Here is a 24,288-nt window from a genome sequence, read left to right as displayed (position 1 = left end):
GAAGGGGGCACCGGGGGGCGCGGGGGTGTGTGCTGGGAGTCACCCGGGCCACGACGGGAAGCGATCCGGGCCGGAACACTCGAAAGGACACCCATGAGCACCACCGCCAAGCGCCACATCTTCACCATGCTGGACGCGGACGGCGACGGGGTCATCTCCCGCAGCGAGTACCTCGCGCGGCCGGAACGCGCGGCGGCCGAGCTGGGGCGGGTCAGTGAGGACCCGCTCGTCTCCGTCGCCCGTTCGGCCCACGAGCAGGTCTTCGCGTCGATGGACGCGGACGGCGACGGAGCGGTGACCTTCGAGGAGTACGCGGCGTGGGCGGGTGCCGAGGCCTTCGACGAGGTCTGCCGGCAGGCGCTCGGGTCCCTGTTCGACCTGGCCGACGCCGACGCGGACGGCGCGCTGGACAAGGCCGAGTTCACCCGGCTGCGGGCGGCGCTCGGCAACCCCGCGGGCAACGCGGGCACGGCGTTCGACGTACTGGACACCGACGGCGACGGCCGCGTGGGCCGGGATGCCTACCTGGGCTCGATCCGCGCGTACGTCACCGGGGGCTCCTCGCCCATGGCGGACGCCCTGCACGCCCGTCGCGGGCCCGCCTGACCAGCCGATCGCGCGGCCGGCCGCCGGGACCGGGTCCGGGTACCCCCGGGCCGGTCCCGGCGGCCGGCCTTCGGCCACTCCGGCGATCCGGTCCCGGTGGTTCGCACCGCACCGGCGGGTCCGGCCCGCTTCACCGGCCGGGGTGGTCAGGCTCCTCCTGGGGTGGGGGAAGCAGCCGCAGGGGGAACGTGAGGAGACAGCCATGACGACCGCACAGCCCCCCACCCCCATGAGGATCGCCGTGCTCGGCACGGGATCCGGAGGCCGCGCGCATGCCGCGCGACTGCTCCAGCTCGGCCACCGGGTCGTCGTCGGCACCCGCGACTCCCAGGTCACCCTCGGCCGGACCGAACCCGACTTCATGGGAATCGAACCGTTCGGACAGTGGCTCGCCGACTACCCCGGCATCGAGCTCATGACCTTCGGGGAGGCCGCGGCCGAGGCCGACCTCGCCATCAACGGCATCGACGGCGCCAACGCCGTACGGGTGCTCGGCGGCATCGCCGACCAGCTGGCCGGCAAGACCCTCATGGACTACGCCGTCCCCTTCGTCTACAACCCCGAGCGGGCACACCCCTGGCCCACCCCGTGGGGGGTGATGCCCGCACTGGACCCCGTGGACTCCGACAGCCTGGGCGAACGCATCCAGCGGGCCCTCCCGGACACCAAGGTGGTCAAGGCCTGCGTCACCCAGGAGCAGGAGACCGCCGTGGACCCGGGCAGCGTCGGCGGCGGCGACCACACGATCTTCATCGCGGGGGAACACGCCGACGCCAAGGCACAGGTCACCGCCCTGCTGCGGTCCTACGGCTGGCGGGACGTCCTCGACCTCGGCCCGCTGGTCTCCTCCCGGGGCATGGAGATGTACACCCATATGCACAGCGCCATCCAGTTCGCGCTCGGCGGCGCCCGCTTCGGGATCAAGGTGGTCCGCTGAGGCCGGCCTCACCCCCTCAGGCGCAGGCCCCGCGGGGTGGCGTGGAAGCCCGCCGCCTCAAGGGCCGCCCCCAGCGGCGAGGTCAGTGCCGCGCCCGTGTTGATCCGCTCCACAGTCAGCGCGGGCAGCGTGCCCGCCCGGGAGGCGGTGACCAGCGCCCCCGTCGCCGCCTCCAGACGCGGATCGCCCGCCGGCGGCCAGGCCAGCAGGGTCCGGCCGCCCCGCTCCAGGTACAGCACCAGCTCACCGTCGACCAGCACCACCAGCGAACCCGCCTTCCGGCCCGGCTTGTGGGTGACCCCGCCCGGCGGCTCCGGCCAGGGCAGGGCCGCCCCGTACGCGTTCGCCGGATCGGCGGCCGCCAGCACCACCGCGGCCAGCGGCGGAGGGGTACGCTCCGCCGCCCGCAGCCGGTCCACCGCCCCGTCCATCGCGAACTGGGCCGCGCCCAGCCCCTCCACCACGTAGCCGCGGCGGGCCTGCCCGCTGTCCTCGAACGCCGACAGCACCCGGTAGACCGCGCTGAAACCGCCCTCCACGCCCTCGGCCTGGACCGCGCCGCGCGTCACCACCCCGTGCCGGTCCAGCAGGGTCCGGGCCAGCGCGTGCGCCCGGTGGGTGGGGTCGGGGGCGTGGAGGGGCAGCAGCGACCAGCGGCCGGCCACCGTGGGCGGGCCCGGCCGGGACGCCGACGCGCTCAGCGTGCCGTACCGGCCGCGCGGCACCGTCCGCTTCGCCCGGTGCGCCGTGGCACCGGCCGTACGGCCCGAGCCCAGCAGCGAACGCAGCGGGGCCAGCGTGTCGTTGGTCAGCCGCCCCGACCAGGCCAGCTCCCAGATCGCGTCCGACAGCTGCACGTCCGTGGCCTCCGGCCACTGCTGCCGCACGCTCTGCGCGATCTGCCGGAAGAACAGGCCGTACCCGCCCACGAGGGCGTCCAGCACCGCCTGGTGCAGCGGACCGGCCTCCAGCGGATGCGCGGGCGGCAGCAACAGCGGGGCCGCGTCGGCCAGGTACAGCGACACCCAGCCGTCCTTCCCCGGCAGCGAGCCCGCCCCCGCCCACACCACCTCGCCGGTGGTGGTCAGCTCGTCCAGCATGCCCGGCGCGTAACCCGCCACCCGTGAGGGCAGCACGATGCGCTCCAGCGCCGACGCCGGCACCGGGGCGCCCTGCAGCTGCTCGACCGCCCGGGCCAGGCCGTCGATCCCGCGCAGCGACCCGCCCAGGTGCTGCCACTGCGGCAGGAAGGTGGCCAGGGCCGTCGGCGGAACCGGCTCCAGCTCCTGGCGCAGCGCGGCCAGCGAGCGCCGCCGCAGCCGGCGCAGCACCGTCGCGTCGCACCACTCCTGGCCGATGCCCGCCGGATGGAACTCGCCCTGCACCACCCGGCCGGCCGCCGCCAGCCGGTGCAGCGCCCCGTCGGTGACGGCGGCGCCGAGACCGAACCGGGCGGCCGCCCCGGCCGTCGTGAACGGACCGTGCGTACGGGCGTACCGGGCCAGCAGGTCACCCAGCGGATCCTTGACCGGCTCGGTGAACGCTTCCGGAACCCCCACCGGCAGCGCCGTGCCCAGGGCGTCCCGCAGCCGGCCGGCGTCCTCGACCGCCGCCCAGTGGTCCGCCCCCGCGATCCGCACCCGGATCGCGCGGCGGGCCGCGGCCAGCTCCGCCGCCCAGCCCGGCTCCGCTCCACGCTCGGCCAGCTCCGCCTCCGTCAGCGGGCCGAGCAGCCGCAGCAGATCGGCCACCGACTCCGGGTCCTTGGCCCGCCGGTCCTCGGTCAGCCACTGCAGCTCCCGCTCCAGCTCCGCCAGCACCTCCGGGTCCAGCAGCTCCCGCAGCTCGGCCTGCCCCAGCAGCTCCGCGAGCAGCCGGGAGTCCAGCGACAGCGCCGCCGCCCGCCGCTCCGCCAGCGGCGAGTCCCCCTCGTACAGGAACTGGGCCACGTAACCGAACAGCAGGGAACGGGCGAACGGGGACGGCTCCGGGGTGGTCACCTCCACCAGGCGGACCCGGCGGGCCTCGATGTCGCCCATCAGCTCGGTCAGCCCCGGCACGTCGAACACGTCCTGCAGGCACTCCCGCACGGCCTCCAGCACGATCGGGAAGGACCCGAACTCGGAAGCCACCTGGAGCAGTTGCGCCGCCCGCTGCCGCTGCTGCCACAGCGGCGTCCGCTTGCCGGGATCGCGGCGCGGCAGCAGCAGGGCGCGGGCCGCGCACTCACGGAACCGGGAGGCGAACAGCGCCGATCCGCCCACCTGCTCGGTGACGATCCGGTCGACCTCCCCCTTGTCGAAGGCCACGTCGGCCGCGCCCAGCGGCGCCTGCTCGCCGTCGAACTCGAACGCCGGCGGCGCGGCCGGATCGAGGTCCAGCAGATCGGCCCCCGCGCCGAACCCCATCAGGTCCGCGTCGGGCAGCCGCAGCACGATCCCGTCGTCCGCGTGCATCACCTGCGCGTCCATGCCGAACCGCTCGGTGAGGCGGGCGCCGAGCGCCAGCGCCCACGGGGCGTGCACCTGCGCACCGAACGGGGAGTGCACCACCACCCGCCAGTCGCCCAGCTCGTCGCGGAACCGCTCGACCACGATGGTCCGGTCGTCCGGCACGTGCCCGCAGGCCTCGCGCTGCTCGGCCAGGTAGGACAACACGTTGTCCGCGGCCCAGGCGTCCAGGCCGGCCGCCACCAGCCGCAGCCGGGCGTCCTCCGCGGACAGGCCGCCCACCTCGCGCAGGAACGCGCCCAGCGCGCGCCCCAGTTCCAGCGGGCGGCCCAGCTGGTCGCCCTTCCAGAACGGCAGCCGGCCCGGCACGCCCGGCGCCGGCGACACCAGCACCCGGTCCCGCGTGATGTCCTCGATCCGCCACGAGGTGGTCCCCAGGGTGAACACGTCGCCCACCCGCGACTCGTACACCATCTCCTCGTCGAGCTCCCCGACCCGGCCGCCGCCCTTCTTCGGGTCGGCTCCGGCCAGGAACACCCCGAACAGGCCCCGGTCGGGGATGGTGCCGCCCGAGGTGACCGCGAGGCGCTGTGCCCCCGGCCGGCCCGTGACCGTACCCGCCACCCGGTCCCACACCACCCGGGGCCGCAACTCGGCGAAGGCGTCCGACGGGTAGCGCCCCGCCAGCATGTCCAGCACGGCGGTGAACGCCGACTCGGGCAGCGCGGCGAACGGCGCCGCCCGCCGGACCAGCGCGATCAGCTCGTCCACCTGCCAGGTGTCCATCGCCGTCATCGCCACCAGCTGCTGCGCCAGCACGTCCAGGGGGTTCGACGGGATGCGCAGGGACTCGATCGACCCGCTGCGCATCCGCTCGGTGACCACCGCCGCCTGCACCAGGTCCCCCCGGTACTTGGGGAACACCACCCCGGTCGACACCGCGCCGACCTGGTGCCCGGCCCGGCCCACCCGCTGGAGTCCGGACGCCACCGAGGGCGGCGACTCCACCTGCACCACCAGGTCCACCGCGCCCATGTCGATGCCCAGCTCCAGGCTGGACGTGGCCACCACGGCCGGCAGCCGCCCCGCCTTCAGGTCCTCCTCGACCAGCGCCCGCTGCTCCTTGGACACCGAGCCGTGGTGCGCCCGCGCGAGCAGTGGCGGAGCGCCCCCGGCGGCCCCCGACTGGGCCATGATCTCGGCCGGCGGCGGCGCCCCCTGCCCCAACTGCTCGCCGGTGGCCCGCTCGTACGCGATCTCGTTGAGCCGGTTGCACAGCCGCTCGGCCAGCCGCCGCGAGTTCGCGAACACGATCGTGGACCGGTGCGCCTGCACCAGGTCCGCGATCCGCTCCTCCACCTGCGGCCAGATCGACGGCTTGTCCCCGCCGTCCTGCCCCTCGGACGCGGGCGAACCGCCCAACTCGCCCATGTCTTGCACCGGGACGACCACCGACAGGTCGAACTCCTTGTCCGACGGCGGCTGGACGATCTCCACCTTGCCGCGCGGCGAGAGGTAGCGGGCCACCTCCTCCACCGGCCGCACCGTCGCCGACAGCCCGATCCGGCGGGCCGGACGCGGCAGCAGCTCGTCCAACCGCTCCAGCGACAGCGCCAGGTGCGCCCCCCGCTTGGTGCCCGCTACGGCGTGCACCTCGTCCAGGATCACCGTCTCCACCCCGGACAGCGCCTCCCGGGTGGCCGAGGTCAGCATCAGGAACAGGGACTCCGGGGTGGTGATCAGGATGTCCGGCGGACGGTTCGCCAGCGCCCGCCGCTCCGCCGCGGGGGTGTCCCCGGACCGGATGCCCACCCGGATCTCCGGCTCGGGCAGGCCCAGCCGCACCGACTCCTGCCGGATCCCCGTCAGCGGACTGCGCAGGTTCCGCTCCACGTCCACCGCCAGGGCCTTCAGCGGCGACACGTACAGCACCCGGCAGCGCCTGCGCGGCTCGGCGGGCGGCGGGGTGGACGCCAGCGAGTCCAGCGCGGCGAGGAACGCCGCCAGCGTCTTGCCCGACCCGGTCGGCGCCACCACCAGCACGTCCGAGCCCGCGCCGATCGCCCGCCAGGCGCCCTCCTGCGCCGAGGTGGGCGCCGGAAACGCCCCCGTGAACCAGGAGCGGGTCGCGGGGGAGAACGCATCGAGCGCGGTACCGGCCATGCCCCCATCGTGCACCGCCCCACCGACAACCGGCCGCCACCTGCGCGGACGCGTCCACCGGCGGCAGCGCAGAATGGGGGAATGGGGAAGGGCGACCGGAACGACCGGACCGACGGGGAGTGGGCGCGGCACTGGCAGTACCCCGAGCTGCCCGGCCTCGACCTGCTGCGCGCCCACTACGTCCGGCACACCTTCCCCCGGCACGCCCACGACGGCTACGTCATCGCCGCCGTCACCGGCGGCATCGAGGAGGTCGGGCTGCCCGGCGGCACCGAGCGGGCCGGCCCCGGCAGCGTGGTCCTGATCAACCCGGAGGTCGCGCACACCGCCCGGGCCGGCGTCCCCGAGGGATGGGCCTACGCCACCCTCTACCCGGCCCGCGACCTGGTCGCCGAGGTCGCCGCCGAGATCGCCACCCTGCGAGGCACCCCCGGGTTCGACACACCGATGACCATGGACGCGGAAGGCGCCCGCCTGGTCACCGAGGTCCACCGGGCCGCCGAACAGGGCAACGCCCTGGCCGCCGACAGCCTGCTGCGCACGGTGGTCGCCCGGATGCTCCGCCGGCACGGCGGTCCACTGCCCCGCAGGGCCGGGCGCGGCGCCGGCCGGGACACCGCCGAGCGGGCCCGCGCCCTGCTGGAGGACCGCCTCGCCGAGCCGCCGTCCCTGGAACAGCTCGCCGCCGAACTGGGCACCAGCCCCTTCGCCCTGCTCCGCGCCTTCCGCGACCGCTACGGCATGCCCCCGCACACCTGGCTCACCGACGCCCGGGTCCGCCGGGCCCGGCTGCTGCTGGAGACGGGCACCCCGCCCGCCGAGGCGGCGACAGCGGTGGGATTCACCGACCAGCCGCACCTGAACCGGCACTTCACCCGGATCGTGGGCGTCCCGCCCGGTGCGTACCGGCGGGAGCGGGCCACGGGCTGAACGCGCGGCCCGCAAGAACGTACAAGACCGGAGCGGGCGCCGCCGCATAGCGTCACCCGTGTGAACGAGCAGCAGACCGTGGACCCACGGAAGACACCGGACGCGGAGGGCACGACGGCACCGGCGGCCGCACCCGGCTCCGCCCCCGCCGACCCCACGACCACCGGCGCCGCCGCCAGGGACGGGCGGCGCGCGGTCCTGCGCGACTCCCTCGGGGTCGGCGTGGCCGTGGGACTGTCCGGCTTCGCGTTCGGCGTGACGGCCGCGGGGGCCGGGATCAGCGTGGCGCAGGCCTGCGTCCTGAGCCTGCTCGTGTTCACCGGCGCCTCCCAGTTCGCGCTGGTGGGCGCCCTCGCCGCGGGCGGCAACCCGTTCACCGCCGCCGCCGGCGCCTTCTTCCTCGGCACCCGCAACGCCTTCTACGGGCTCCGGCTCTCCCAGCTCCTCGCCCTGCCCCGCCCGGTCAGGCCGCTCGCCGCGCACTGGGTCATCGACGAGACCGCCGCCGTCGCCCTGGCCCAGAAGGACCGCACCGCCGCCCGGCTCGGCTTCACCGTCACCGGTCTCACCCTGTTCGTGCTGTGGAACCTCACCACGCTGCTCGGCGCCCTCGGCGCCGAGGCCATCGGCGACACGCGCGCCTGGGGCCTGGACGCCGCCGGCCCCGCCGTGTTCCTCGCCCTCCTCGCGCCCATGCTGCGCACCGGCACGGAGCGGGCGGTGGCCGCGCTGGCCCTCGTCCTCGGCCTGGGCTTCCTGCCGGTGCTGCCGGCCGGCGTCCCGGTCCTCGTCGCGGCCCTGGCCGCACCCGCCGTCCTCTTCCTGAAGGGGCGCAGCCCGAAGGGAGACCGTCCGTGAACGTCTGGATCGCCATCGGCGCCACCGTCGCCGGCTGCTACCTGCTCAAGCTCGCCGGGCTGCTCGTCCCCGCCGGAACCCTGGAGCGGCCGCTGGTGCAGCGGCTCGCCGCCCTGCTGCCGGTCGCCCTGCTGGCGGCGCTCACCGCCCAGCAGACCTTCAGCACGGGCTCCGCGCTGGTCGTCGACGCCCGGGCCGCGGGCCTGGCCGCCGCCGGGCTGGCGCTCGTGCTGCGCGCCCCGTTCCTCGTGGTGGTCGGCGCGGCCGTGGCGGTCACCGCCGGGGTGCGGGCACTGGGCGGCTGACGCCCCCGCCCGTACCGCCGACGGGCCGGCCGTACGCGCGCAGGGTCAGCAGCGCCTCCACCGTGGCGACCGGCCGCTGCTCCAGCGTGCTGCCCGGCGCCCAGGCCCGCCGGGGCACCGGCCAGCCGCCGTCGTCCTCCTGCCGGGACGCCAGGAAGTCCAGCGAACGGGACAGTTCCTCGGCGGTGAACCAGCCGCGCGCCAGCGACTCCGGGCGCCGCGCGAAGTCGTGCGGGAACAGCTGCTCGCCGGGCGCGACCCCGGGTGACACCGGGTGGTCCGCGTACCGCCCGGGGTCGAGCACGGCGAGGCCGTGGGCCCGCACCAGCCGCCCCAGCCGGTCGGCGGCCGCCGCCGCCCGGGGCCGGTCCGGGACGCCGTCCAGGAACGCCACCGCGGCCTGGACCTCGTACGGACGGGGTACGCGCATGGTCTCCACCCGCTCCCAGCAGAACTCGGTGGCCCGGAACAGCCACGCGTGCCAGACCTGGTTGCGGTGCAGCAGCCCGACCACCGGGCCGGTGGCCAGCAGCTCGCCCGGCGGATCGTCCGGCACCGGGTGGTACGGGGCCGACGGGTGGTCGCGCGGCGCCGGGACCACCACCGGAAGCGCTCCGTCCGGGGTCGAGACCCGGCTCAGCTGGCCGCACAGCCGCTCGACGCGCTGCCCGGAGCACCGGCCCAGGGAGTCCAGGATCCGCAGGGCGTAGCCGGCGTGCAGCGGCTGGCTGACCGGGCCGCGCAGGTCGGGGTCGAGGGCGAAGCCGAAGCCGCCGTCCTCGTTGAGGTACGGGCCGAGCGCCGCGTCCACCGGGTCGGCGCCTCCGCCGAGGAAGTGGAACGCGAAGCGCCGCTGCTCCAGCACGCGGGCGGTGAGCCAGACGAAGCGTTCGGCGCGGGCGAGCGGTGAACCGCCCGCACCCGCCGTGGCCCCCGTCTCCGGTGTCACCGGTGCGCCTGCTGTGTCCGCTGGGTCTGTGGTTCCGGCCATGGCCGCACCGTAGGTCGGCGCCCGGCCCCGGGTGACCCGAACCGCCGGGGTGCACTCTCCGGGGCGGGATACTGGTCCCATGCGGTTGACGATTTTCTGGGAACGGATGGCGGAGCACTTCGGCCCCGCCTACGCGGACTCCTTCGCGCGTGACCACGTGATGACGGAACTGGGCGGGCGGACGATCCACCAGGCGCTCGATGCCGGCTGGGAGACCAAGGACGTCTGGCGCGCGGTGTGCGCCGCCGTGGACATCCCCGCCCACCTGCGCTGAACCGACGCCCCGGCCGGGGCCGTACGCCGCCGGCCCGGCAGAACGCCGCACCGGTTTGGGAGACTGGCCCGGTGGCAGCCACAGACGAGACCACCCGACCGCCCGACCGGACCCCGGCCGAGCCCGGCGCCGCCGTACCGCCCCGGCCGCGTCCCGGCGACGACCGGGAACCACAGGCAACCGACCGGCAGGGCGGGGACCCGAGAACCACCGAACCCGCCGGTTCGGGCCGGGGCGGCCCCGGCCCGCGCGGGCGCACCGCGGTGGACCCCGGGGCGCGGATGCCGCGCTGGCTGCCCCGCGCCGTGGTGCTCGTCCTGGCCCTCTACGCCTGCTTCCAGCTGGGCAGCTGGGCCTTCCACCAGCTCATCGGTCTGATCGTCAACGTCCTGATCGCCTTCTTCCTCGCACTCGCGATCGAACCGGCCGTCTCCCGGATGTCTGCCCGGGGCATGCGCCGCGGACTGGCCACCTTCCTCGTCTTCCTCGCCGTCCTCGCCTTCGCCGTGGGCTTCGTGGTGCTGCTCGGGTCGATGCTGGCCGGGCAGATCATCCAGATCATCGAGGACTTCCCGCGGTACCTCGACGACGTGATCGGCTCGATCAACCGCACCTTCGACACCGAGCTGTCCCGGCTGGCGATCCAGGACAGCCTGCTGCGCTCCGACTGGCTCCAGAAGTACGTCCAGAACAGCGCGAGCGGGGTGCTCGACGTGTCCGCCACCGTGCTCGGCGGGCTGTTCAAACTGCTCACGATCGGCCTGTTCGCCTTCTACTTCGCGGCCGACGGACCGCGGCTGCGCCGCGCGCTGTGCTCCGTCCTGCCGCCCGCCAAGCAGTCGGAGGTCCTGCGGGCCTGGGAGATCGCGGTCACCAAGACCGGCGGCTACCTCTACTCCCGCGGGCTGATGGCGCTGATCTCCGGCATCGCCCACTACGTCCTCTTCGTGAGCCTGGACATGGACTACGCGCCCGCCCTGGCCGTGTGGGTGGGTCTGGTCTCGCAGTTCATCCCCACGATCGGCACCTATCTGGCCGGTGCGCTGCCGATGCTGATCGCCTTCACCGTCAACCCCTGGTACGCGCTCTACGTGCTGGGTTTCGTGGTGGTGTACCAGCAGTTCGAGAACTACATGCTCCAGCCGAAGCTGACGTCGAAGACGGTGGACATCCATCCGGCGGTGGCCTTCGGGTCCGTCATCGCGGGCACCGCCCTGCTCGGTGCCGTGGGCGCGCTGATCGCGATCCCGGCCGTGGCCACCCTGCAGGCCTTCCTAGGTGCCTACGTCAGGCGCTACGAGGTGACCGAGGAGGCTACGGGCGGGGGCCGGTCGTCCCGTCGCTCCCGTCTCCGAGGATGGAGGCCAGGGCCTCGGTGACGGCCGTCTCGGCCCGCGACTTGTCGGCGCCGAGCCCGCTGAGCACGCCTTCGCCGTGCTCCTGCTCCAGCAGGGCGAGCAGTATGTGCTCGGTGCCCACGTAGCCGTGGCCCAGTCTCAGGGCCTCGCGGAAGGTCAGTTCCAGGGCCTTCTTGGCGCCGGCGTCGAACGGGACCAGGTCGGGCACCTCCTCGACCGGGTCGGGCAGCCCGGCCGTCGCCGCGGCCCGTACGGCGTCCGCCTCGACGCCCTGGCCGCGCAGGACCGTGGCGGCCAGGCCCTCGGGCTCGGCGAGCAGGCCGAGCAGCAGGTGTTCGGTGCGGATCTCGGTGTTGCCGGCGGCCCGGGCCTCGTTCTGCGCGGTCACGACGACGTTGCGGGCGCGGGGGGTGAACTTGGCGAAGCCCTGCGCCATGTCGGTCTCGCCGTCCGGCTTGGGGACGAAGCGCTTCTGGGCGGCCTGGCGCGTCACGCCCATGCTGCGGCCGATGTCGGTCCAGGAGGCGCCGGAGCGGCGGGCCTGGTCGACGAAGTGGCCGATGAGGTGGTCGGCGATCTCCCCGAGGGCTTCGGCGGCGACGACGGCACCGCTGAGCTGCTGGAGGGCGTCGGGGGTGGTGTTCTTGATGGCCTCGATGAGCTCGTCGAGGCGTACCGGGTTGGTCATCCGTACGGGTTCCACGACAGGATTCGTCATGAGGCAACCCTAGGTTGACACCTGCGGGGGCGTCAACCTCGGGTTGTCACTTCTTTCGGGTGGTTCGACGGCCGGCGGAGACCAGGGCGCCGCCCGCGGTCAGGACCGGCGACGGGGCTTGCCCCGGCGGGCCGGCTTGGCGGCGGCGGCGGAACCGCCGCGCTGGCCGCGCGCGACGGGCTTGCCCGCGACGGACTTCTTGGCGGCGGTCTTCTTCGCCGCGGGCTTCTTCTGGGCGCGCTTCTGCTGCGCGGCGGCGTCCTGCCCGGCCGCCTCCGTCGACTGGCGGCCGCGGGAGCTGTTCACCGTCCGCCCGCGCACGATCCCGATGAAGTCCTCCACCATGCCGGTGGTCCGCTCCTCCGGCCAGGACAGTGCCACCTGGGACTGCGGCGCGTCCGTCACGGGCCGGTAGGTCAGGTCCCGGCGGTGGTGCAGACGGGCCAGCGACTGCGGCACGACGAGCACCCCGACACCCGCCGCGACCAGCTCGATCGCGTCCGCGGTGGTGGCCGGCCGCTCGATCGCGGGCCGCCCGGGGAGCTCCTCCCAGTCGAGGGTGTCGTCGAGCGGGTGGAACACGATCTCGTCGGCGAGGTCGCCGGTGGTCACCTCGTCCACGGCGGCCACCAGGTGGTCCTTGGGCACCACGACGACGGTCGTCTCGGTGTAGAGGGGGATCGCGCTGAAGTACGTCCGGTCGACCGGCAGGCGTACGAACCCGGCGTCGGCCTCCGAGTCGCGCAGCAGCCCGTCCGCCTCGGTGGCGGACACCTGGAGCAGGGTCAGCGGGATGTCGGGCATGCGCTCGTTCCAGATCCGCGCCCACTTGGCCGGGGTCACCCCCGGCACGTAGGCGAGCCGGAAAACAGCGGGGGGTACCTCCGAGCCAGTCACCCGGCCAGGTTACCGGGCGTGGTCGGGACCCGCGCACATGCTCGATACCCTTGACCCATGACGTCGCACCAGAACGCCCAGACCATGAAGCCCGCCACCGCGGCGAAGAAGCTGGGTGTGTACCTCGAGGCCACCCCCGCGGAGTTCCAGGAGGGTGTCGTCTCCCGCGACGAGCTGAACAAGCTCCAGTCGGACCCGCCGGAGTGGCTGCGCGAGCTGCGCCTCAACGGCCCGCACCCCCGCCCGGTGGTCGCGGCCAAGCTGGGCGTGTCGATCTCCGGCCTCGCCCGCGGCGGGATCACCGAGGCGCTCACCACCGAGCAGATCGAGGCGCTGAAGCAGGAGAGCCCGGAGTGGCTGCAGAAGGAGCGGGCGACGCAGGCGGAGGTCCGCAAGGAGGCCGCCCGCGTCAAGGAGAAGCGCGCCGAGCAGGCTGAGCGCGCGGCCGGCGCCCCGGACGCGCGTTCCTGACACCGGCACCGAGCCGACATCCGGCGGTGGTGGTGGAGGTCATGCCTCCGCCGCCACCGCCGTCATCGTTCCGAGAGCTCCGACGGGGCCTCCTGCACCACCCAGCCGTTGCCGTCCGGGTCCTCGAACGTCATGAACGCGTTCCAGGTGGCGCCCCTGCCCTCCTCCCACCCGGCCGCGCCGAGGTGCCGGACCGGGGAGACCTCCACGCCCCGCGCCAGCAGTTCCGCCCGGGCCTCCTCGATGTCCGTGACGCAGAGCTGGAGGCCCTGCAGGGCGCCCGGCGCCATCGTCCGCGTCCCCGGCGCCGGGGGCATGCCCTGCAGCAGGGCGATCGAGCACCTCGACCCGGGCGGTGTGAGCTGGATGACGCGCACGCCGGGGGCGACCTGGTCGTCGACGTCGACACCGAAGCCGGCCTTGCCGGCGTAGAACTCCTTCGCCCGGTCCAGGTCGGTGACGGGGACGGGGACGACTTCGAGCGTCCAGTTCATGGGCGGTCTCCTCGTGAACGCCGGCGGCTCCGGCCTGACGGACTCCCACCGTGGCCCACCAGGCCGTTCCGGCGCACGCCGAAACGCCCGCGCGTGGCGCGCTTGACAGGAAAATCGAACACGTATTCTGATGCTTGTCCACAGCCGAACCGGGCGTGCGGCGCGTTGTCAGTGGCAGGCGTTAGCGTCTTTGGCGTGAAGCGATCGACTCAAGCAAACCGGGTGGAACCCATGGCAGGCACCGACCGCGAGAAGGCGCTCGACGCCGCGCTCGCACAGATTGAACGGCAATTCGGCAAGGGCGCCGTGATGCGCCTCGGAGACCGGCCGAACGACCCCATCGAGGTCATCCCCACCGGGTCGACCGCTCTGGACATCGCCCTCGGCGTCGGCGGTCTGCCGCGCGGCCGTGTGGTCGAGATCTACGGCCCGGAGTCCTCGGGTAAGACGACCCTGACCCTGCACGCGGTGGCCAACGCGCAGAAGGCCGGCGGCACCGTCGCGTTCGTGGACGCCGAGCACGCGCTCGACCCCGAGTACGCCAAGGCCCTGGGCGTCGACACGGACAACCTCATCCTGTCCCAGCCGGACACCGGCGAGCAGGCGCTGGAGATCGTGGACATGCTGGTCCGCTCCGGTGCGCTCGACCTCATCGTCATCGACTCCGTCGCCGCGCTCGTGCCGCGTGCCGAGATCGAGGGCGAGATGGGCGACTCGCACGTCGGTCTCCAGGCCCGTCTGATGAGCCAGGCGCTCCGGAAGATCACCAGCGCGCTGAACCAGTCCAAGACCACCGCGATCTTCATCAACCAGCTCCGCGAGAAGATCGGCGTGATGTTCGGCTCCCCGGAGACCACGACCGGTGGCCGGGCCCTGAAGTTCTACGCCTCGGTGCGCATCGACATCCGCCGCATCGAGACCCTCAAGGACGGCACCGAGGCGGTCGGCAACCGCACCCGCTGCAAGGTCGTCAAGAACAAGGTCGCGCCGCCCTTCAAGCAGGCCGAGTTCGACATCCTCTACGGCCAGGGCATCAGCCGCGAGGGCGGCCTGATCGACATGGGCGTGGAGCACGGCTTCATCCGCAAGGCCGGCGCCTGGTACACGTACGAGGGCGACCAGCTCGGCCAGGGCAAGGAGAACGCCCGCAACTTCCTGAAGGACAACCCCGACCTCGCCAACGAGATCGAGCGGAAGATCAAGGAGAAGCTGGGCGTGGGGGTCCGCAAGGACGCCAAGACCGCCCAGCCCGCGGACGCCGCGGCCGCGGAGGGGGCCGCCGAGGACGCGGCCAAGGCCGTGCCCGCCCCGGCGTCGGCGTCGAAGGCCAAGACGGTCAAGGCCGCCGCGGCCAAGAGCTGACCGGTGCGGGAGTACGACGGGGACGGCGCCGACCGCTCGTCGAGGGCCGAGCGGGAGCTGCCGCCCCAGAGTCCCGAGGAGCAGGCGCGGGCGATCTGCCTGCGCCTGCTCACCGGGAGCCCGCGCACCCGCAGACAGCTCGCCGACGCCCTGCACAAGCGGGGGATCCCCGACGAGGTGTCGGAGGAGGTCCTCTCCCGCTTCGAGGAGGTCGGCCTGATCGACGACGCGGCGTTCGCCGGCGCCTGGGTCGAGTCCCGGCACCGGGGACGCGGCCTCGCGCGCCGGGCACTCGCCCGCGAGCTCCGCACCAAGGGCGTCGACGGAAGCCTGGTCGCCGAGGCCCTGGAACTGCTCGACTCCGACCAGGAGGAGGAGACCGCCCGCGAGCTGGTGGCCCGCAAGCTCCGCGGCACCCGCGGCCTCGACCGCGACAAACGCGTACGCCGCCTCGCCGGCATGCTCGCCCGGAAGGGGTATCCCGAGGGCATGGCCCTGCGGGTGGTCCGCCGCGCCCTGGAGGAAGAGGGCGAGGAAACCGAGGACCTGCCCTACGACCTGTGACCCGGCCCGTGGCCTCCACGGGCGGGCCGGGCGCGGCCGGCGGATCCCCTCCCACCGACCGCACCCCCGGGCGGCTGGACCACGGGCAGCCCGGCCGCCTTCCACGCCTGGAACCCGCCCACCAGATCGGTGGCCCGGTGCAGGCCGAGCTGGTGCAGGGACGCCGCCGCGAGGCTGGAGGCGTACCCCTCGTCGCACACCACCACCCAGCGCAGGTCGTGACCGGTCGCGGCGGGCGTGCGGTGGCTGCCCCAGGGGTCCAGCCGCCACTCCAGCTCGTTCCGCTCCACCACCAGGGCACCCGGGATCAGCCCGTCCCGTTCGCGCAGCGCCTGGTAGCGGATGTCGACCAGCAGGGCCTCGCCGGCCCCGGCCGCCGCGAACGCCTCCCTCGCCCCGATCCGCCGGTAGCCGCCGCGGATCCGTTCCAGGTGCGCGTCGATGCCGGTCGGGGCCGGCTGCTGCGCCGCGGTCACTGCCAGTCCGCCGGGCGCTCGACGTGCTCCAGGGTGAGCACGGGGCCGGTCCGCCCGTAGCGGCGGATCAGCGGCAGCGGCGGGTAGTAGGCGTGCACCGAGACGGCGTGCTCGGTCGTGGACTCGTTGAGCACCTCGTGGACGTGGTACTCGCCGAACGCCCGCCCCCTGCCCGGCTCCAGCGTGCGGCTGCGGTCGTGCCCCTCCGCCAGCACCAGGCTCTGCCAGCCCTCCGAGGGGAGCCGGACCGCGAGGGAGTGCTCGGTCAGCCGGCCGCGCGCGGTGGCGAAGGCGCCGCGGGACTCGGCGTGGTCGTGCCAGCCGGTGCCGGTGCCCGGCGGCCAGCCGATCAGCCAGGCCTCGCTGCCGCCCGGCCCGTCCAGCCGCACCCAGGTGCGGCCCTCCGGATCCAGCGGGAGCGAGGCGACCACCGCGGGGTCGGCGGCGGTGCGCAGGGCGAAGTCGAGGAGTTCGGCGGCGGTGGGGCCGGCGGCGTGCGCCAGGCGGGCAGGGGCGTACAAGGGTGCGGACATGGGGTGTGACCGTCCTGTGGGTTCGCGGAAGCGCGCGCCGGGGCGCGCGGGAAGTGAGGTGGGGGCGAATCAACAGGAGGGGCGACAGACGCAGCCCGCGTAGCGGAGCAGGTCCATGTGGACCCTCCGCCAGAGGAGTACGTCGGTGCCGGTCATGTCGGCGAGTGAACCACGGCCGGCGGCGGAGGGTCAATCGATCACTGGTTCGGCGCGGCCGGTTCGTCGGACGCCCGGGCGGCCGCCGCCGCGGCCGGAGCCGGGGCCCCGACCGGATCGCCGGCCGCAACCAGGGCCCCGGAAGCCCCGGAAGCCCCGGAAGATCCGGAAGATCCGGAAGATCCGGAAGTCCCCGAGCTCCCGGGCGCCCCGGCCCGTACCGCGTCGGCGGCCGCGTACAGTTCGGCGGGCCGGACCCCGGCGAAGGTCGCCGCCAGGTGCCCGTCCGGACGGACCATCAGCACAGTGTGCGCCGGCGCCCCCGGATACCCGTCCGCGACCAGCAGGTCGGCGCGCACCGGCAGTGCCGCCACCGCCGCGGCCAGCCGCGGCATCAGCCCTGCCTTCAGCCAGTGCTTGCGGTCCCACACCCCGGTGCCCGGGGCCACCAGCACGACCAGCAGCCGTCCCCTCCCCAGCAGGTCCCGCAGCGGTACGGTCGCCCCGTCCGGCGCGGTCACCGGCACGTTCGCCGCCGGGCCGCCCGGCTCCGTGGCCGTCGGCACCTCGCGCACCGCCACCGGCGGGCCGTACGAGGGGGCCGCGCCCAGCGGCCCGCCGCCCAGGTGCCCCTCGGCCAGCAGGAGTTCGTGGCTGCGCCCGGACCCGGGCAGGTAGCCGCGCAGGCCCCCGCCGCCGCGCAGCACGGCCATCGCCTGGTCGGCGGCCCGCAGCCGGGCGGCGACGGCGGTGCGCCGCTCGGCCGCGTAGCTGTCGAGCAGCTCCTCGGAACTGCCGTGGTGCCAGGCCAGGGCCAGCTTCCAGGCCAGGTTCTCGGCGTCCCGCAGCCCCTCCTCCACGCCCTGGGTGCCGAGGGCACCCAGCAGGTGGGCGGCGTCACCGGCCAGGAACACCCGGCCGTCCCGCCAGCGCTGCGCGAGCCGGTGGTGCAGGGTGTGCACGCCGGTGTCGATCAGGTCGTACGGGGGAGTGGTGCCCCCGCACCAGCCGGCCAGGGTGTCCCGGATCAGCTCGATCAGCACGTCCGGGGTGACCAGTTCGCCCCGCGGCGGCAGCAGCCAGTCCAGCCGCCACACCCCGTCGGGCAGCGGCCGCGCCGTCACCTCGGCCGCGGCCGCCGGGGGCGCGCGGTGCAGCAGCGCCTCGCCGGGCCAGGGCAGTTCCGTGCGCAGCGCCGCCACCGCGTGGCGTTCCACGGCGGTACGGCCGGGGAAGCGGACGCCGAGCAGCTTGCGCACGGTGGACCGGGCGCCGTCGCAGCCGACCAGGTGGCTGCCGCGCCACCAGGTGGTCTCGGCGCCCCGGGTGTGGACGGTGACCCCGTGCGCCTCCTGTTCCAGCGAGTCCACCCTGACGTCGGTGACCGTCGTGATCAGGGGGTGGGCGAGGGCGGCGGCGCGCAGACCGCGCACGAGGGCGTGCTGGGGCACGTGCAGAGGGGCCGGCCGGTCCTCGAAGGTCACCCGCCGGGTCTCCTGGCGGCGCCGCAGCGTCCGCCAGGCCGCGAAGTGCGCGCCCTCGTCGCGCGGGGTGCCGCAGCCCAGCCGGTGCACCATCGCGGCGGTGTCCTCGTGCAGCACGACCGTACGGGCCGGACGGGACTCCTCCTTGCCGGGGCCCTCGTCGAGCACGACGGAGGGTACGCCCGAGCCGGCCAGGGCCAGGGACAGGGAGAGTCCGACGGGCCCCGCGCCGACGACGATCACCGGGTCCATGGCGCGGCTCCCGATGTCCGGTATGTGATCACAGACCGTATGCAACCCACTGGAGGTGCGTGCGTCAAGTGACACCGGTACCGACGCGGGTGCGCGGTGCGCCGGAGCTGATCCGGCGCACCGCGCACGTGAGGTGATGCGGGGTCAGGAGCGACGCGGGGCGGGCGTCACTCCTTGGCGACCGCGTCCGCGCCGTCGCCCTGGGCGGGGATGAGGGGCGCTCCGGCGACGGCACCGTCCCCACCGGGCACGGTGGCGGCGCTCACGGCGGCCGCGTTCCCGCCGCCGCCCTTCTTGGCGCGGCGCAGGCGGCCCTCCAGCCACGAGGCGAAGCCGGTGAGGGCGAAGTTCAGCGCTACGTACAGCAGGCCGATCACGATCAGGGTCGGGATGGTGTTGCTGTAGTTGGCGGAGATCTGCCGGCTCGTGGAGAGCAGCTCGGCGAAGCCCAGGATGGCGCCCGCGATGGCGGTGTCCTTGAGGATGACGACGAGCTGGCTGATCAGGGCGGGCAGCATGGCCGTGACGGCCTGCGGGATCAGCACGTACGTCATGATCTGCGACTTGCGCATGCCGAGGGCCTTGGCGGCCTCGCCCTGCCCCTTGGGCAGCGAGAGGATGCCGGCCCGGACGATCTCGGCGATCACCGAGGCGTTGTAGAGCACCAGGCCGGTGATGCAGGCGTACAGCGGCCGGACCTCGGAGTCGATGTCGGTGAACCGCACGAACAGGGCGGACCCGAAGACCATCAGGATCAGCACCGGGATCGCGCGGAAGAACTCGACGACCGTGCCGACCGGAACACGTACCCAGGCGTGGTCGGAGAGCCGGCCGATGCCGAACAGCGCGCCCAGGGGCAGGGCGATCACCATGGCGATCAGGCCCGCCTTGAGGGTCTCGCCGAGGCCGGGCAGGAGGAAAGTCGTCCAGACCTCGCCCGTCAGGAACGGCGTCCACTTGTCGGCGTCGAGCTGCTTCTTGTCGGCCAGGGTGCCTATGACCCACCAGCCGGCCAGTGCCATCAGCACCAGGAAGACCACGGTGTAGACGACGTTGCGCGCCCTGGCCTTGGGGCCGGGGGTGTCGTACAGCACGGAGCTCATCGCTTCACCGCCACTCGCTTGGCCACCCAGCCCAGCAGCAGACCGGTCGGCAGGGTGAGCAGGACGAAGCCCATGGCGATGACGCCGAACACGGCGAACAGCGCCTGTGCTTCGTTCTCCATCATTTCCTTCATCAGCAGGGCCGCCTCGGCGACGCCGATGGCCGCCGCCACCGTGGTGTTCTTGGTGAGGGCGATAAGGACGTTGGCGAGCGGCGCGATGACCGCCCGGAAGGCCTGGGGGAGCACGATGAGCCGCAGCACCTGGGTGAAGCTCAGGCCCAGTGCGCGGGCCGCCTCGGCCTGGCCGACCGGCACGGTGTTGATGCCGGAACGCAGCGCTTCGCACACGAAGGTGCCGGTGTAGGCGGCGAAGCCGAGGACCGCCAGCCGGAAGCCGATGTCCTCGAAGCGCTCGGCGCCCATGGAGAACCCGAGCGTCTGGTTGAGCCCCAGCGAGCAGGCCACGATCAGCACGGTGAGCGGGGTGTTGCGTACGACGTTCACGTACGCGGTGCCGAAGGCCCGCATCAGCGGGACGGGGCTGACCCGCATCCCGGCGAGCAGGGTGCCCCAGACCAGGGACCCGATCGCCGAGTAGAGGGTGAGCTGGACCGTCACCCAGAAGGCGCCGAGCAGGTCGTACTGCCCGGACTCAAGAAAATCGAACACGATGTCCTGCGCTCTCCCCAGGATGGCCGGTGGGGCGCGCCGCCGCCCGAGGCAGGCGGGCGGCGACGCGCCTCACCGAGGAATCAGCTGCCTTCGGTGATCTGCGGCGCGGGCTCGTTCTTGTAGTTCGCCGGGCCGAAGTTGGCCGTCACGAACTTCTCCCAGGAGCCGTCCTGGACCATCTTCTTCAGCGCGGCGTTGATCTTGGTCTGGAGGTCCTTGTCGCCCTTCTTCAGACCGATGCCGTAGTTCTCGTTGCTCAGGCTCAGGCCGGCCAGCTTGAACTTGCCCTGGTTCTTCTCCTGCGCGGCGTAGCCGGCCAGGATGGAGTTGTCCGTGGTCAGGGCGTCGACGGCCTTGTTCTCCAGGCCCGTGAGGCACTCGGAGTAGCCGCCCATCTGCTGCAGGTTGGCCTTCGGGGCCAGCTTCTCCTTGACGTTCTGCGCCGAGGTGGAGCCGGTGACCGAGCAGAGCTTCTTGTCGTTCAGGTCCTCGGCCTTGGTGATGCCGGACTCGTCCGCGCGGACCAGCAGGTCCTGGTGGGCCAGGAAGTACGGGCCGGCGAAGTCGACCTTGGCCTTGCGCTTGTCGGTGATCGAGTAGCTGGCGACGACGAACTTCACGTCGCCGTTCTGGATCAGGTTCTCGCGCTCGGCGGAGACGGCCTGCTTGAACTCGATCTGGTCGGCGCTGTAGCCCAGCTCCTTGGCCACGTAGGTGGCCACGTCCACGTCGAAACCGGTGAACTTGCCGTCCGGGGTCTTCAGGCCCAGGCCGGGCTGGTCGTACTTGATGCCGACGACGATCTTGTCCTTCTTGTCGCCGGAGCCCGAAGAGCCCTTGTCGTTGCTGCCGCCGCCGCACGCGGTGGCGGTCAGGGCGAGAGTGACGGCGAGCGCCGCGGCCGCACCGGTCTTGAAGAGCTTCATAGTGAACTTCCCTCGGATGAGACGTTGTTGGACTACCACCGGATCAGTACCAGACCGGACGAGTCAGTGGTGCAGGATCTTCGACAGGAAGTCCTTGGCGCGGTCGCTGCGCGGATTGCTGAAGAACTGCTCGGGTGCGGCCTCTTCGACGATCTTGCCGTCGGCCATGAAGACGACCCGGTTCGCGGCGGAGCGGGCGAAGCCCATCTCGTGCGTGACCACGACCATCGTCATGCCGTCCGAGGCCAGCTGCTGCATGACCTCCAGCACCTCGTTGATCATCTCGGGGTCCAGCGCCGAGGTGGGCTCGTCGAAGAGCATCACCTTCGGCTCCATCGCCAGCGCGCGGGCGATGGCCACGCGCTGCTGCTGGCCGCCGGACAGCTGCGCCGGGTACTTGTCCGCCTGCGAGCCGACGCCCACCCGGTCCAGCAGCTCGCGGGCCTTCTTCTCGGCCGCCGGGTACGGGGTCTTGCGGACCTTCAGCTGGCCCAGCGTCACGTTCTCCAGCACCGTCTTGTGCGCGAAGAGGTTGAAGGACTGGAACACCATGCCGACGTCGGCCCGCAGCCGCGCCAACTCCTTGCCCTCGGAGGGAAGTTCCTTCCCGTCCAGCGTGATGGTGCCGGAATCGATGGTCTCCAGCCGGTTGATGGTCCGGCAGAGCGTGGACTTGCCCGACCCCGAAGGGCCGATCACCACGACGACCTCGCCGCGGGCGATGCTCAGGTTGATGTCCTGCAGCACGTGCAGTGCGCCGAAGTGCTTGTTGACGTTACTCAGTACGACCAGGTCGCCGCTCATCGGCTCTCCACGCTCCGTCCTCCTCGGTTGGGAGGACAGTAGGGGGACCGTGTGCACACCGTCATCACATCTGAGCGAGAATTGAGCATAACGATACGGCCTCCGCCCGATACGCTCCGTAGGCGTCCCCCGCCGTACGCGTACCGGGTGCATAACGGAAGACGCGCCGGGCGGGAACCCCCTTGACGTGGGAGTCTTCATCGGCGTGGATGCATGGTGGCCACACGACGGCCATACGCCCGACATACCGATCCGGAAGGGGGACGCATGAGACTGCTGCTCGTCGAGGACGACGACCACGTCGCCGCCGCCCTGTCCGCGATCCTCGCCCGGCACGGCTTCCAGGTCACCCACGCCCGCAACGGCGAGGAAGCCCTGCAGGCCCTGCTGCCGGCCGGGGCCCCGCCCTTCGGCGTGGTCCTGCTCGACCTCGGCCTGCCCGACCAGGACGGCTACGAGGTCTGCGGCAAGATCCGCAAGCGCACCACCACGCCCGTGATCATGGTGACCGCCCGCGGTGACGTGCGCTCCCGCATCCACGGCCTCAACATGGGAGCCGACGACTACGTCGTCAAGCCCTACGACACCGGCGAGCTCCTGGCCCGGATCCACGCCGTCGCCCGGCGCACCAGCACCGGCACCGGCTCCGGCGGCGGGACGGCCGGAGCGGACGACAAGGCCCGGACCGGCTCCGGCGGCGCCCCCGAGGTCGTCCGCCTCGGCCCGGTCGCCATCGAGCTGCCCACCCGCCGGGTCACCGTGGGCGGCACCGACGTACCGCTCACCCGCAAGGAGTTCGACCTGCTCGCGCTGCTCGCCCAGCGGCCCGGCGTGGTCTTCCGGCGCGAACAGATCATCAGCGAGGTGTGGCGCACCAGCTGGGAGGGCACCGGCCGCACCCTGGAAGTGCACGTCGCCTCGCTGCGCTCCAAACTGCGGATGCCCGCCCTGATCGAGACGGTCCGCGGCGTGGGCTACCGCCTCGTCGCCCCGCCGGCCACCGGAACGAACGGGCCCGCCGGCGGCCCCGCCGGCTCCACCGGGCCGGCCGGCCGGTAGCGGGCGGACCGTGCGCGCCCGGCTCCTCCCCCTGCTCTTCGTCCTGATGGCGGGCGTCCTGCTCGCGCTCGGCTTCCCGCTCGCCGTGAGCCTGGCCGCCGGGCAGCAGCAGCGGGTCGTCGTCGACCGCATCGACGACAGCGCCCGCTTCGCCGCCCTGGCCCAGTTCGTCGTGGACTCCGAGGGCTCCGGGGACAGGGGCGCCGACGAGCGCCGGGAGATCCTCCAGCTGGAACTCGCCCGCTACCAGGAGGTCTACGGGGTCCGGGTCGGCATCTTCTACCGCGACGGCCAGTCGATGGCCCGCGCCCCCGGCTGGTGGCAGCTGCCCGACACCGAAGACGGCCGGCGCGCGTTCAACGAGGCCCTGGCCGGGCGCCGCAGCCACGACCCCGCCCAGGTCTGGCCCTGGCAGACCGAGGGCAAACTGCTCGTCGCCTCCCCGGTGGTCCTCGACGGCGACGTGGTCGCCGTCGTCGTGACCGAGTCGCCCACCGACCAGATGCGTGCCGGCACCCTGCGCGGCTGGCTGCTGATCATCGGCGGTCTGTCCGCCGCCATGCTGGTCGCCTTCGGCGCGGCCCTCCGCCTCACGAGCTGGGTCCTCAAACCCGTCCGCACCCTGGACGCGGCCGCCCACGGCATCGCCACGGGCCGGATGAACTCCCGGGTCGCCGCCGCCGGCGGCCCGCCGGAACTCCGGCGGCTGGCCCGTTCGTTCAACGAGATGGCCGACAACGTGGAGGAGGTCCTGGAGCAGCAGCGGGCGTTCGTCGCAGACGCCTCCCACCAGCTGCGCAACCCGCTCGCCGCCCTGCTCCTGCGCATCGAGCTGCTCGCCCTCGAACTGCCCGAGGGCAACGAGGAGATCGCCTCGGTGCGGACCGAGGGCAAGCGCCTGGCCCAGGTCCTCGACGACCTGCTGGACCTGGCGCTGGCCGAGCACGCCTCCGCCGAGATCAGCCTGACCGACATCGGCGAGCTCACCGCCGAGCGGGTCGCCGCCTGGCGCCCGCTCGCCGAGGAGAAGGGCGTCGGCCTCACCCTGGCCGGCCGCTCCGCCGTCACCGGCTGGGCCGACCCCATCGCCCTGTCCAGCGCCCTCGACGCCGTCATCGACAACGCCCTGAAGTTCACGCCGGCCGGGGAGACCGTCGAGGTCGAGGCCGGCACCGCCGAGGACGGGCGGTCCGCCGTGATCGTGGTCGCCGACCACGGACCCGGCCTCACGGAGGAGGAGCTCGCCCGGATCGGCGACCGGTTCTGGCGCAGCGGCCGGCACCAGAACGTCAAGGGCTCCGGCCTCGGCCTGTCCATCTCCCGCGCCCTGCTGGCCGCGGGCGGCGGCTCCCTGTCGTACGAGACGAACCAGCCGCACGGCCTCCGCGTCACGGTCTCCGTCCCCCGCACCGCCCCCCACCCCGGGGAGTAGACCCCCGGCCC

The 24,288-nt window shown here is 73.6% G+C and carries 24 protein-coding genes and 1 pseudogene; 12 read left to right on the top strand and 13 right to left on the bottom strand.

Annotated features, from left to right (window positions below):
* The first annotated feature begins 93 nt into the window (after positions 1–93).
* Positions 94–606, top strand: a complete 513-nt coding sequence (locus ACFY61_RS04810) for an EF-hand domain-containing protein (protein WP_389466952.1) — start codon at positions 94–96, stop codon at positions 604–606.
* A 229-nt stretch (positions 607–835) separates the two neighbouring features.
* On the top strand, positions 836–1,543 hold the full coding sequence (locus ACFY61_RS04805) for an NADPH-dependent F420 reductase (protein WP_389467039.1): 708 nt from the start codon (positions 836–838) through the stop codon (positions 1,541–1,543).
* Between the two features lie 8 nt (positions 1,544–1,551).
* Here ACFY61_RS04805 and ACFY61_RS04800 read toward each other — a convergent pair whose 3' ends face one another.
* Positions 1,552–6,156 (bottom strand): DEAD/DEAH box helicase, encoded by a 4,605-nt coding sequence (locus ACFY61_RS04800; RefSeq protein ID WP_389466949.1) that lies wholly within the window; start codon positions 6,154–6,156, stop codon positions 1,552–1,554.
* Between the two features lie 81 nt (positions 6,157–6,237).
* Here ACFY61_RS04800 and ACFY61_RS04795 point away from each other — a divergent pair, with 81 nt between their 5' ends.
* The 3 genes from ACFY61_RS04795 to ACFY61_RS04785 are packed head-to-tail and all read left to right on the top strand — an operon-like array spanning position 6,238 to position 8,249.
* Positions 6,238–7,086, top strand: coding sequence for a helix-turn-helix domain-containing protein (locus ACFY61_RS04795; protein ID WP_389466946.1), 849 nt, complete (start codon positions 6,238–6,240; stop codon positions 7,084–7,086).
* 60 nt (positions 7,087–7,146) lie between these two features.
* The gene (locus ACFY61_RS04790) at positions 7,147–7,944 is read left to right on the top strand and encodes an AzlC family ABC transporter permease (RefSeq protein WP_389466943.1); all 798 of its coding nucleotides are present in this window, start codon (positions 7,147–7,149) and stop codon (positions 7,942–7,944) included.
* A complete protein-coding gene (locus tag ACFY61_RS04785) occupies positions 7,941–8,249 on the top strand; it encodes an AzlD domain-containing protein (protein ID WP_389466940.1) in 309 nt (102 codons plus the stop codon). Before ACFY61_RS04790 ends, ACFY61_RS04785 begins: the two co-directional genes overlap by 4 nt.
* On the opposite strand, the gene ACFY61_RS04780 is transcribed toward ACFY61_RS04785, so the two are convergent.
* Positions 8,218–9,240, bottom strand: a complete 1,023-nt coding sequence (locus ACFY61_RS04780) for a hypothetical protein (RefSeq protein ID WP_389466938.1) — start codon at positions 9,238–9,240, stop codon at positions 8,218–8,220. The genes ACFY61_RS04785 and ACFY61_RS04780 overlap by 32 nt on opposite strands.
* Before the next feature lie 79 nt (positions 9,241–9,319).
* Here ACFY61_RS04780 and ACFY61_RS04775 point away from each other — a divergent pair, with 79 nt between their 5' ends.
* Both ACFY61_RS04775 and ACFY61_RS04770 read left to right on the top strand, forming a co-directional pair.
* Positions 9,320–9,514, top strand: coding sequence for a DUF3046 domain-containing protein (locus tag ACFY61_RS04775; protein WP_389466936.1), 195 nt, complete (start codon positions 9,320–9,322; stop codon positions 9,512–9,514).
* Positions 9,515–9,795: 281 nt separating this feature from the next.
* Positions 9,796–10,893 (top strand): AI-2E family transporter, encoded by a 1,098-nt coding sequence (locus tag ACFY61_RS04770; RefSeq protein ID WP_389467037.1) that lies wholly within the window; start codon positions 9,796–9,798, stop codon positions 10,891–10,893.
* Here ACFY61_RS04770 and ACFY61_RS04765 read toward each other — a convergent pair.
* Together ACFY61_RS04765 and ACFY61_RS04760 are read right to left on the bottom strand one after the other, a co-directional pair.
* The gene (locus ACFY61_RS04765) at positions 10,829–11,590 is read right to left on the bottom strand and encodes a Clp protease N-terminal domain-containing protein (RefSeq protein ID WP_389466934.1); all 762 of its coding nucleotides are present in this window, start codon (positions 11,588–11,590) and stop codon (positions 10,829–10,831) included. The two genes, ACFY61_RS04770 and ACFY61_RS04765, sit on opposite strands and share 65 nt — an antisense overlap.
* Positions 11,591–11,689: 99 nt before the next feature.
* Positions 11,690–12,487, bottom strand: a complete 798-nt coding sequence (locus tag ACFY61_RS04760) for a LysR family transcriptional regulator substrate-binding protein (protein WP_389466932.1) — start codon at positions 12,485–12,487, stop codon at positions 11,690–11,692.
* A gap of 57 nt (positions 12,488–12,544) precedes the next feature.
* On the opposite strand from ACFY61_RS04760, the gene ACFY61_RS04755 reads away from it, so the two are divergent.
* Positions 12,545–12,958 (top strand): DUF5997 family protein, encoded by a 414-nt coding sequence (locus ACFY61_RS04755; protein WP_389466929.1) that lies wholly within the window; start codon positions 12,545–12,547, stop codon positions 12,956–12,958.
* 62 nt (positions 12,959–13,020) lie between these two features.
* On the opposite strand, the gene ACFY61_RS04750 is transcribed toward ACFY61_RS04755, so the two are convergent.
* Positions 13,021–13,452 carry a VOC family protein gene (locus ACFY61_RS04750; RefSeq protein ID WP_389466928.1) on the bottom strand — a complete coding sequence of 144 codons (432 nt, stop codon included), beginning with the start codon at positions 13,450–13,452 and terminating at the stop codon, positions 13,021–13,023.
* A 231-nt stretch (positions 13,453–13,683) separates the two neighbouring features.
* Between ACFY61_RS04750 and recA the strand changes: the two genes are divergently transcribed.
* Positions 13,684–14,814, top strand: coding sequence for a recombinase RecA (recA, locus tag ACFY61_RS04745; RefSeq protein WP_389466926.1), 1,131 nt, complete (start codon positions 13,684–13,686; stop codon positions 14,812–14,814).
* A 3-nt stretch (positions 14,815–14,817) separates the two neighbouring features.
* Positions 14,818–15,378, top strand: coding sequence for a recombination regulator RecX (gene recX / locus ACFY61_RS04740; protein ID WP_389466922.1), 561 nt, complete (start codon positions 14,818–14,820; stop codon positions 15,376–15,378).
* Between the two features lie 80 nt (positions 15,379–15,458).
* Here the strand turns inward: recX and ACFY61_RS04735 are convergent.
* The 8 genes and pseudogenes from ACFY61_RS04735 to ACFY61_RS04700 form a co-directional block, all read right to left on the bottom strand.
* Positions 15,459–15,854, bottom strand: a pseudogene (locus ACFY61_RS04735) (rhodanese-like domain-containing protein); the annotation flags it as partial.
* Positions 15,851–16,387: a cysteine dioxygenase gene (locus ACFY61_RS04730; RefSeq protein ID WP_389466919.1), complete on the bottom strand. Its 537-nt coding sequence runs from the start codon at positions 16,385–16,387 to the stop codon at positions 15,851–15,853. The gene ACFY61_RS04730 and the pseudogene ACFY61_RS04735, both read right to left, overlap by 4 nt.
* Before the next feature lie 69 nt (positions 16,388–16,456).
* Entirely contained in the window at positions 16,457–16,543 is an 87-nt protein-coding gene (locus ACFY61_RS04725) for a putative leader peptide (protein ID WP_389467036.1), read from the bottom strand.
* Positions 16,544–16,584: 41 nt separating this feature from the next.
* The gene (locus ACFY61_RS04720; RefSeq protein WP_389466917.1) at positions 16,585–18,279 is read right to left on the bottom strand and encodes an FAD-dependent monooxygenase; all 1,695 of its coding nucleotides are present in this window, start codon (positions 18,277–18,279) and stop codon (positions 16,585–16,587) included.
* 167 nt (positions 18,280–18,446) lie between these two features.
* Positions 18,447–19,382, bottom strand: a complete 936-nt coding sequence (locus ACFY61_RS04715) for an amino acid ABC transporter permease (protein WP_389466915.1) — start codon at positions 19,380–19,382, stop codon at positions 18,447–18,449.
* Entirely contained in the window at positions 19,379–20,053 is a 675-nt protein-coding gene (locus tag ACFY61_RS04710) for an amino acid ABC transporter permease (protein WP_389466913.1), read from the bottom strand. Before ACFY61_RS04710 ends, ACFY61_RS04715 begins: the two co-directional genes overlap by 4 nt.
* 83 nt (positions 20,054–20,136) lie before the next feature.
* Positions 20,137–20,982, bottom strand: a complete 846-nt coding sequence (locus ACFY61_RS04705) for a glutamate ABC transporter substrate-binding protein (RefSeq protein ID WP_389466911.1) — start codon at positions 20,980–20,982, stop codon at positions 20,137–20,139.
* Between the two features lie 63 nt (positions 20,983–21,045).
* Entirely contained in the window at positions 21,046–21,786 is a 741-nt protein-coding gene (locus ACFY61_RS04700; protein ID WP_389466909.1) for an amino acid ABC transporter ATP-binding protein, read from the bottom strand.
* A 267-nt stretch (positions 21,787–22,053) separates the two neighbouring features.
* On the opposite strand from ACFY61_RS04700, the gene ACFY61_RS04695 reads away from it, so the two are divergent.
* Positions 22,054–22,845 (top strand): response regulator transcription factor, encoded by a 792-nt coding sequence (locus ACFY61_RS04695; RefSeq protein ID WP_389466907.1) that lies wholly within the window; start codon positions 22,054–22,056, stop codon positions 22,843–22,845.
* Positions 22,846–22,855: 10 nt separating this feature from the next.
* A complete protein-coding gene (locus ACFY61_RS04690) occupies positions 22,856–24,277 on the top strand; it encodes an ATP-binding protein (RefSeq protein ID WP_389466905.1) in 1,422 nt (473 codons plus the stop codon).
* Positions 24,278–24,288 lie beyond the last annotated feature (11 nt).

This window comes from Streptomyces sp. NPDC012888 (genome assembly GCF_042900645.1).
Lineage (GTDB): Bacteria > Actinomycetota > Actinomycetes > Streptomycetales > Streptomycetaceae > Streptomyces.
This window is presented reverse-complemented; position numbering and strand designations above follow the sequence as displayed.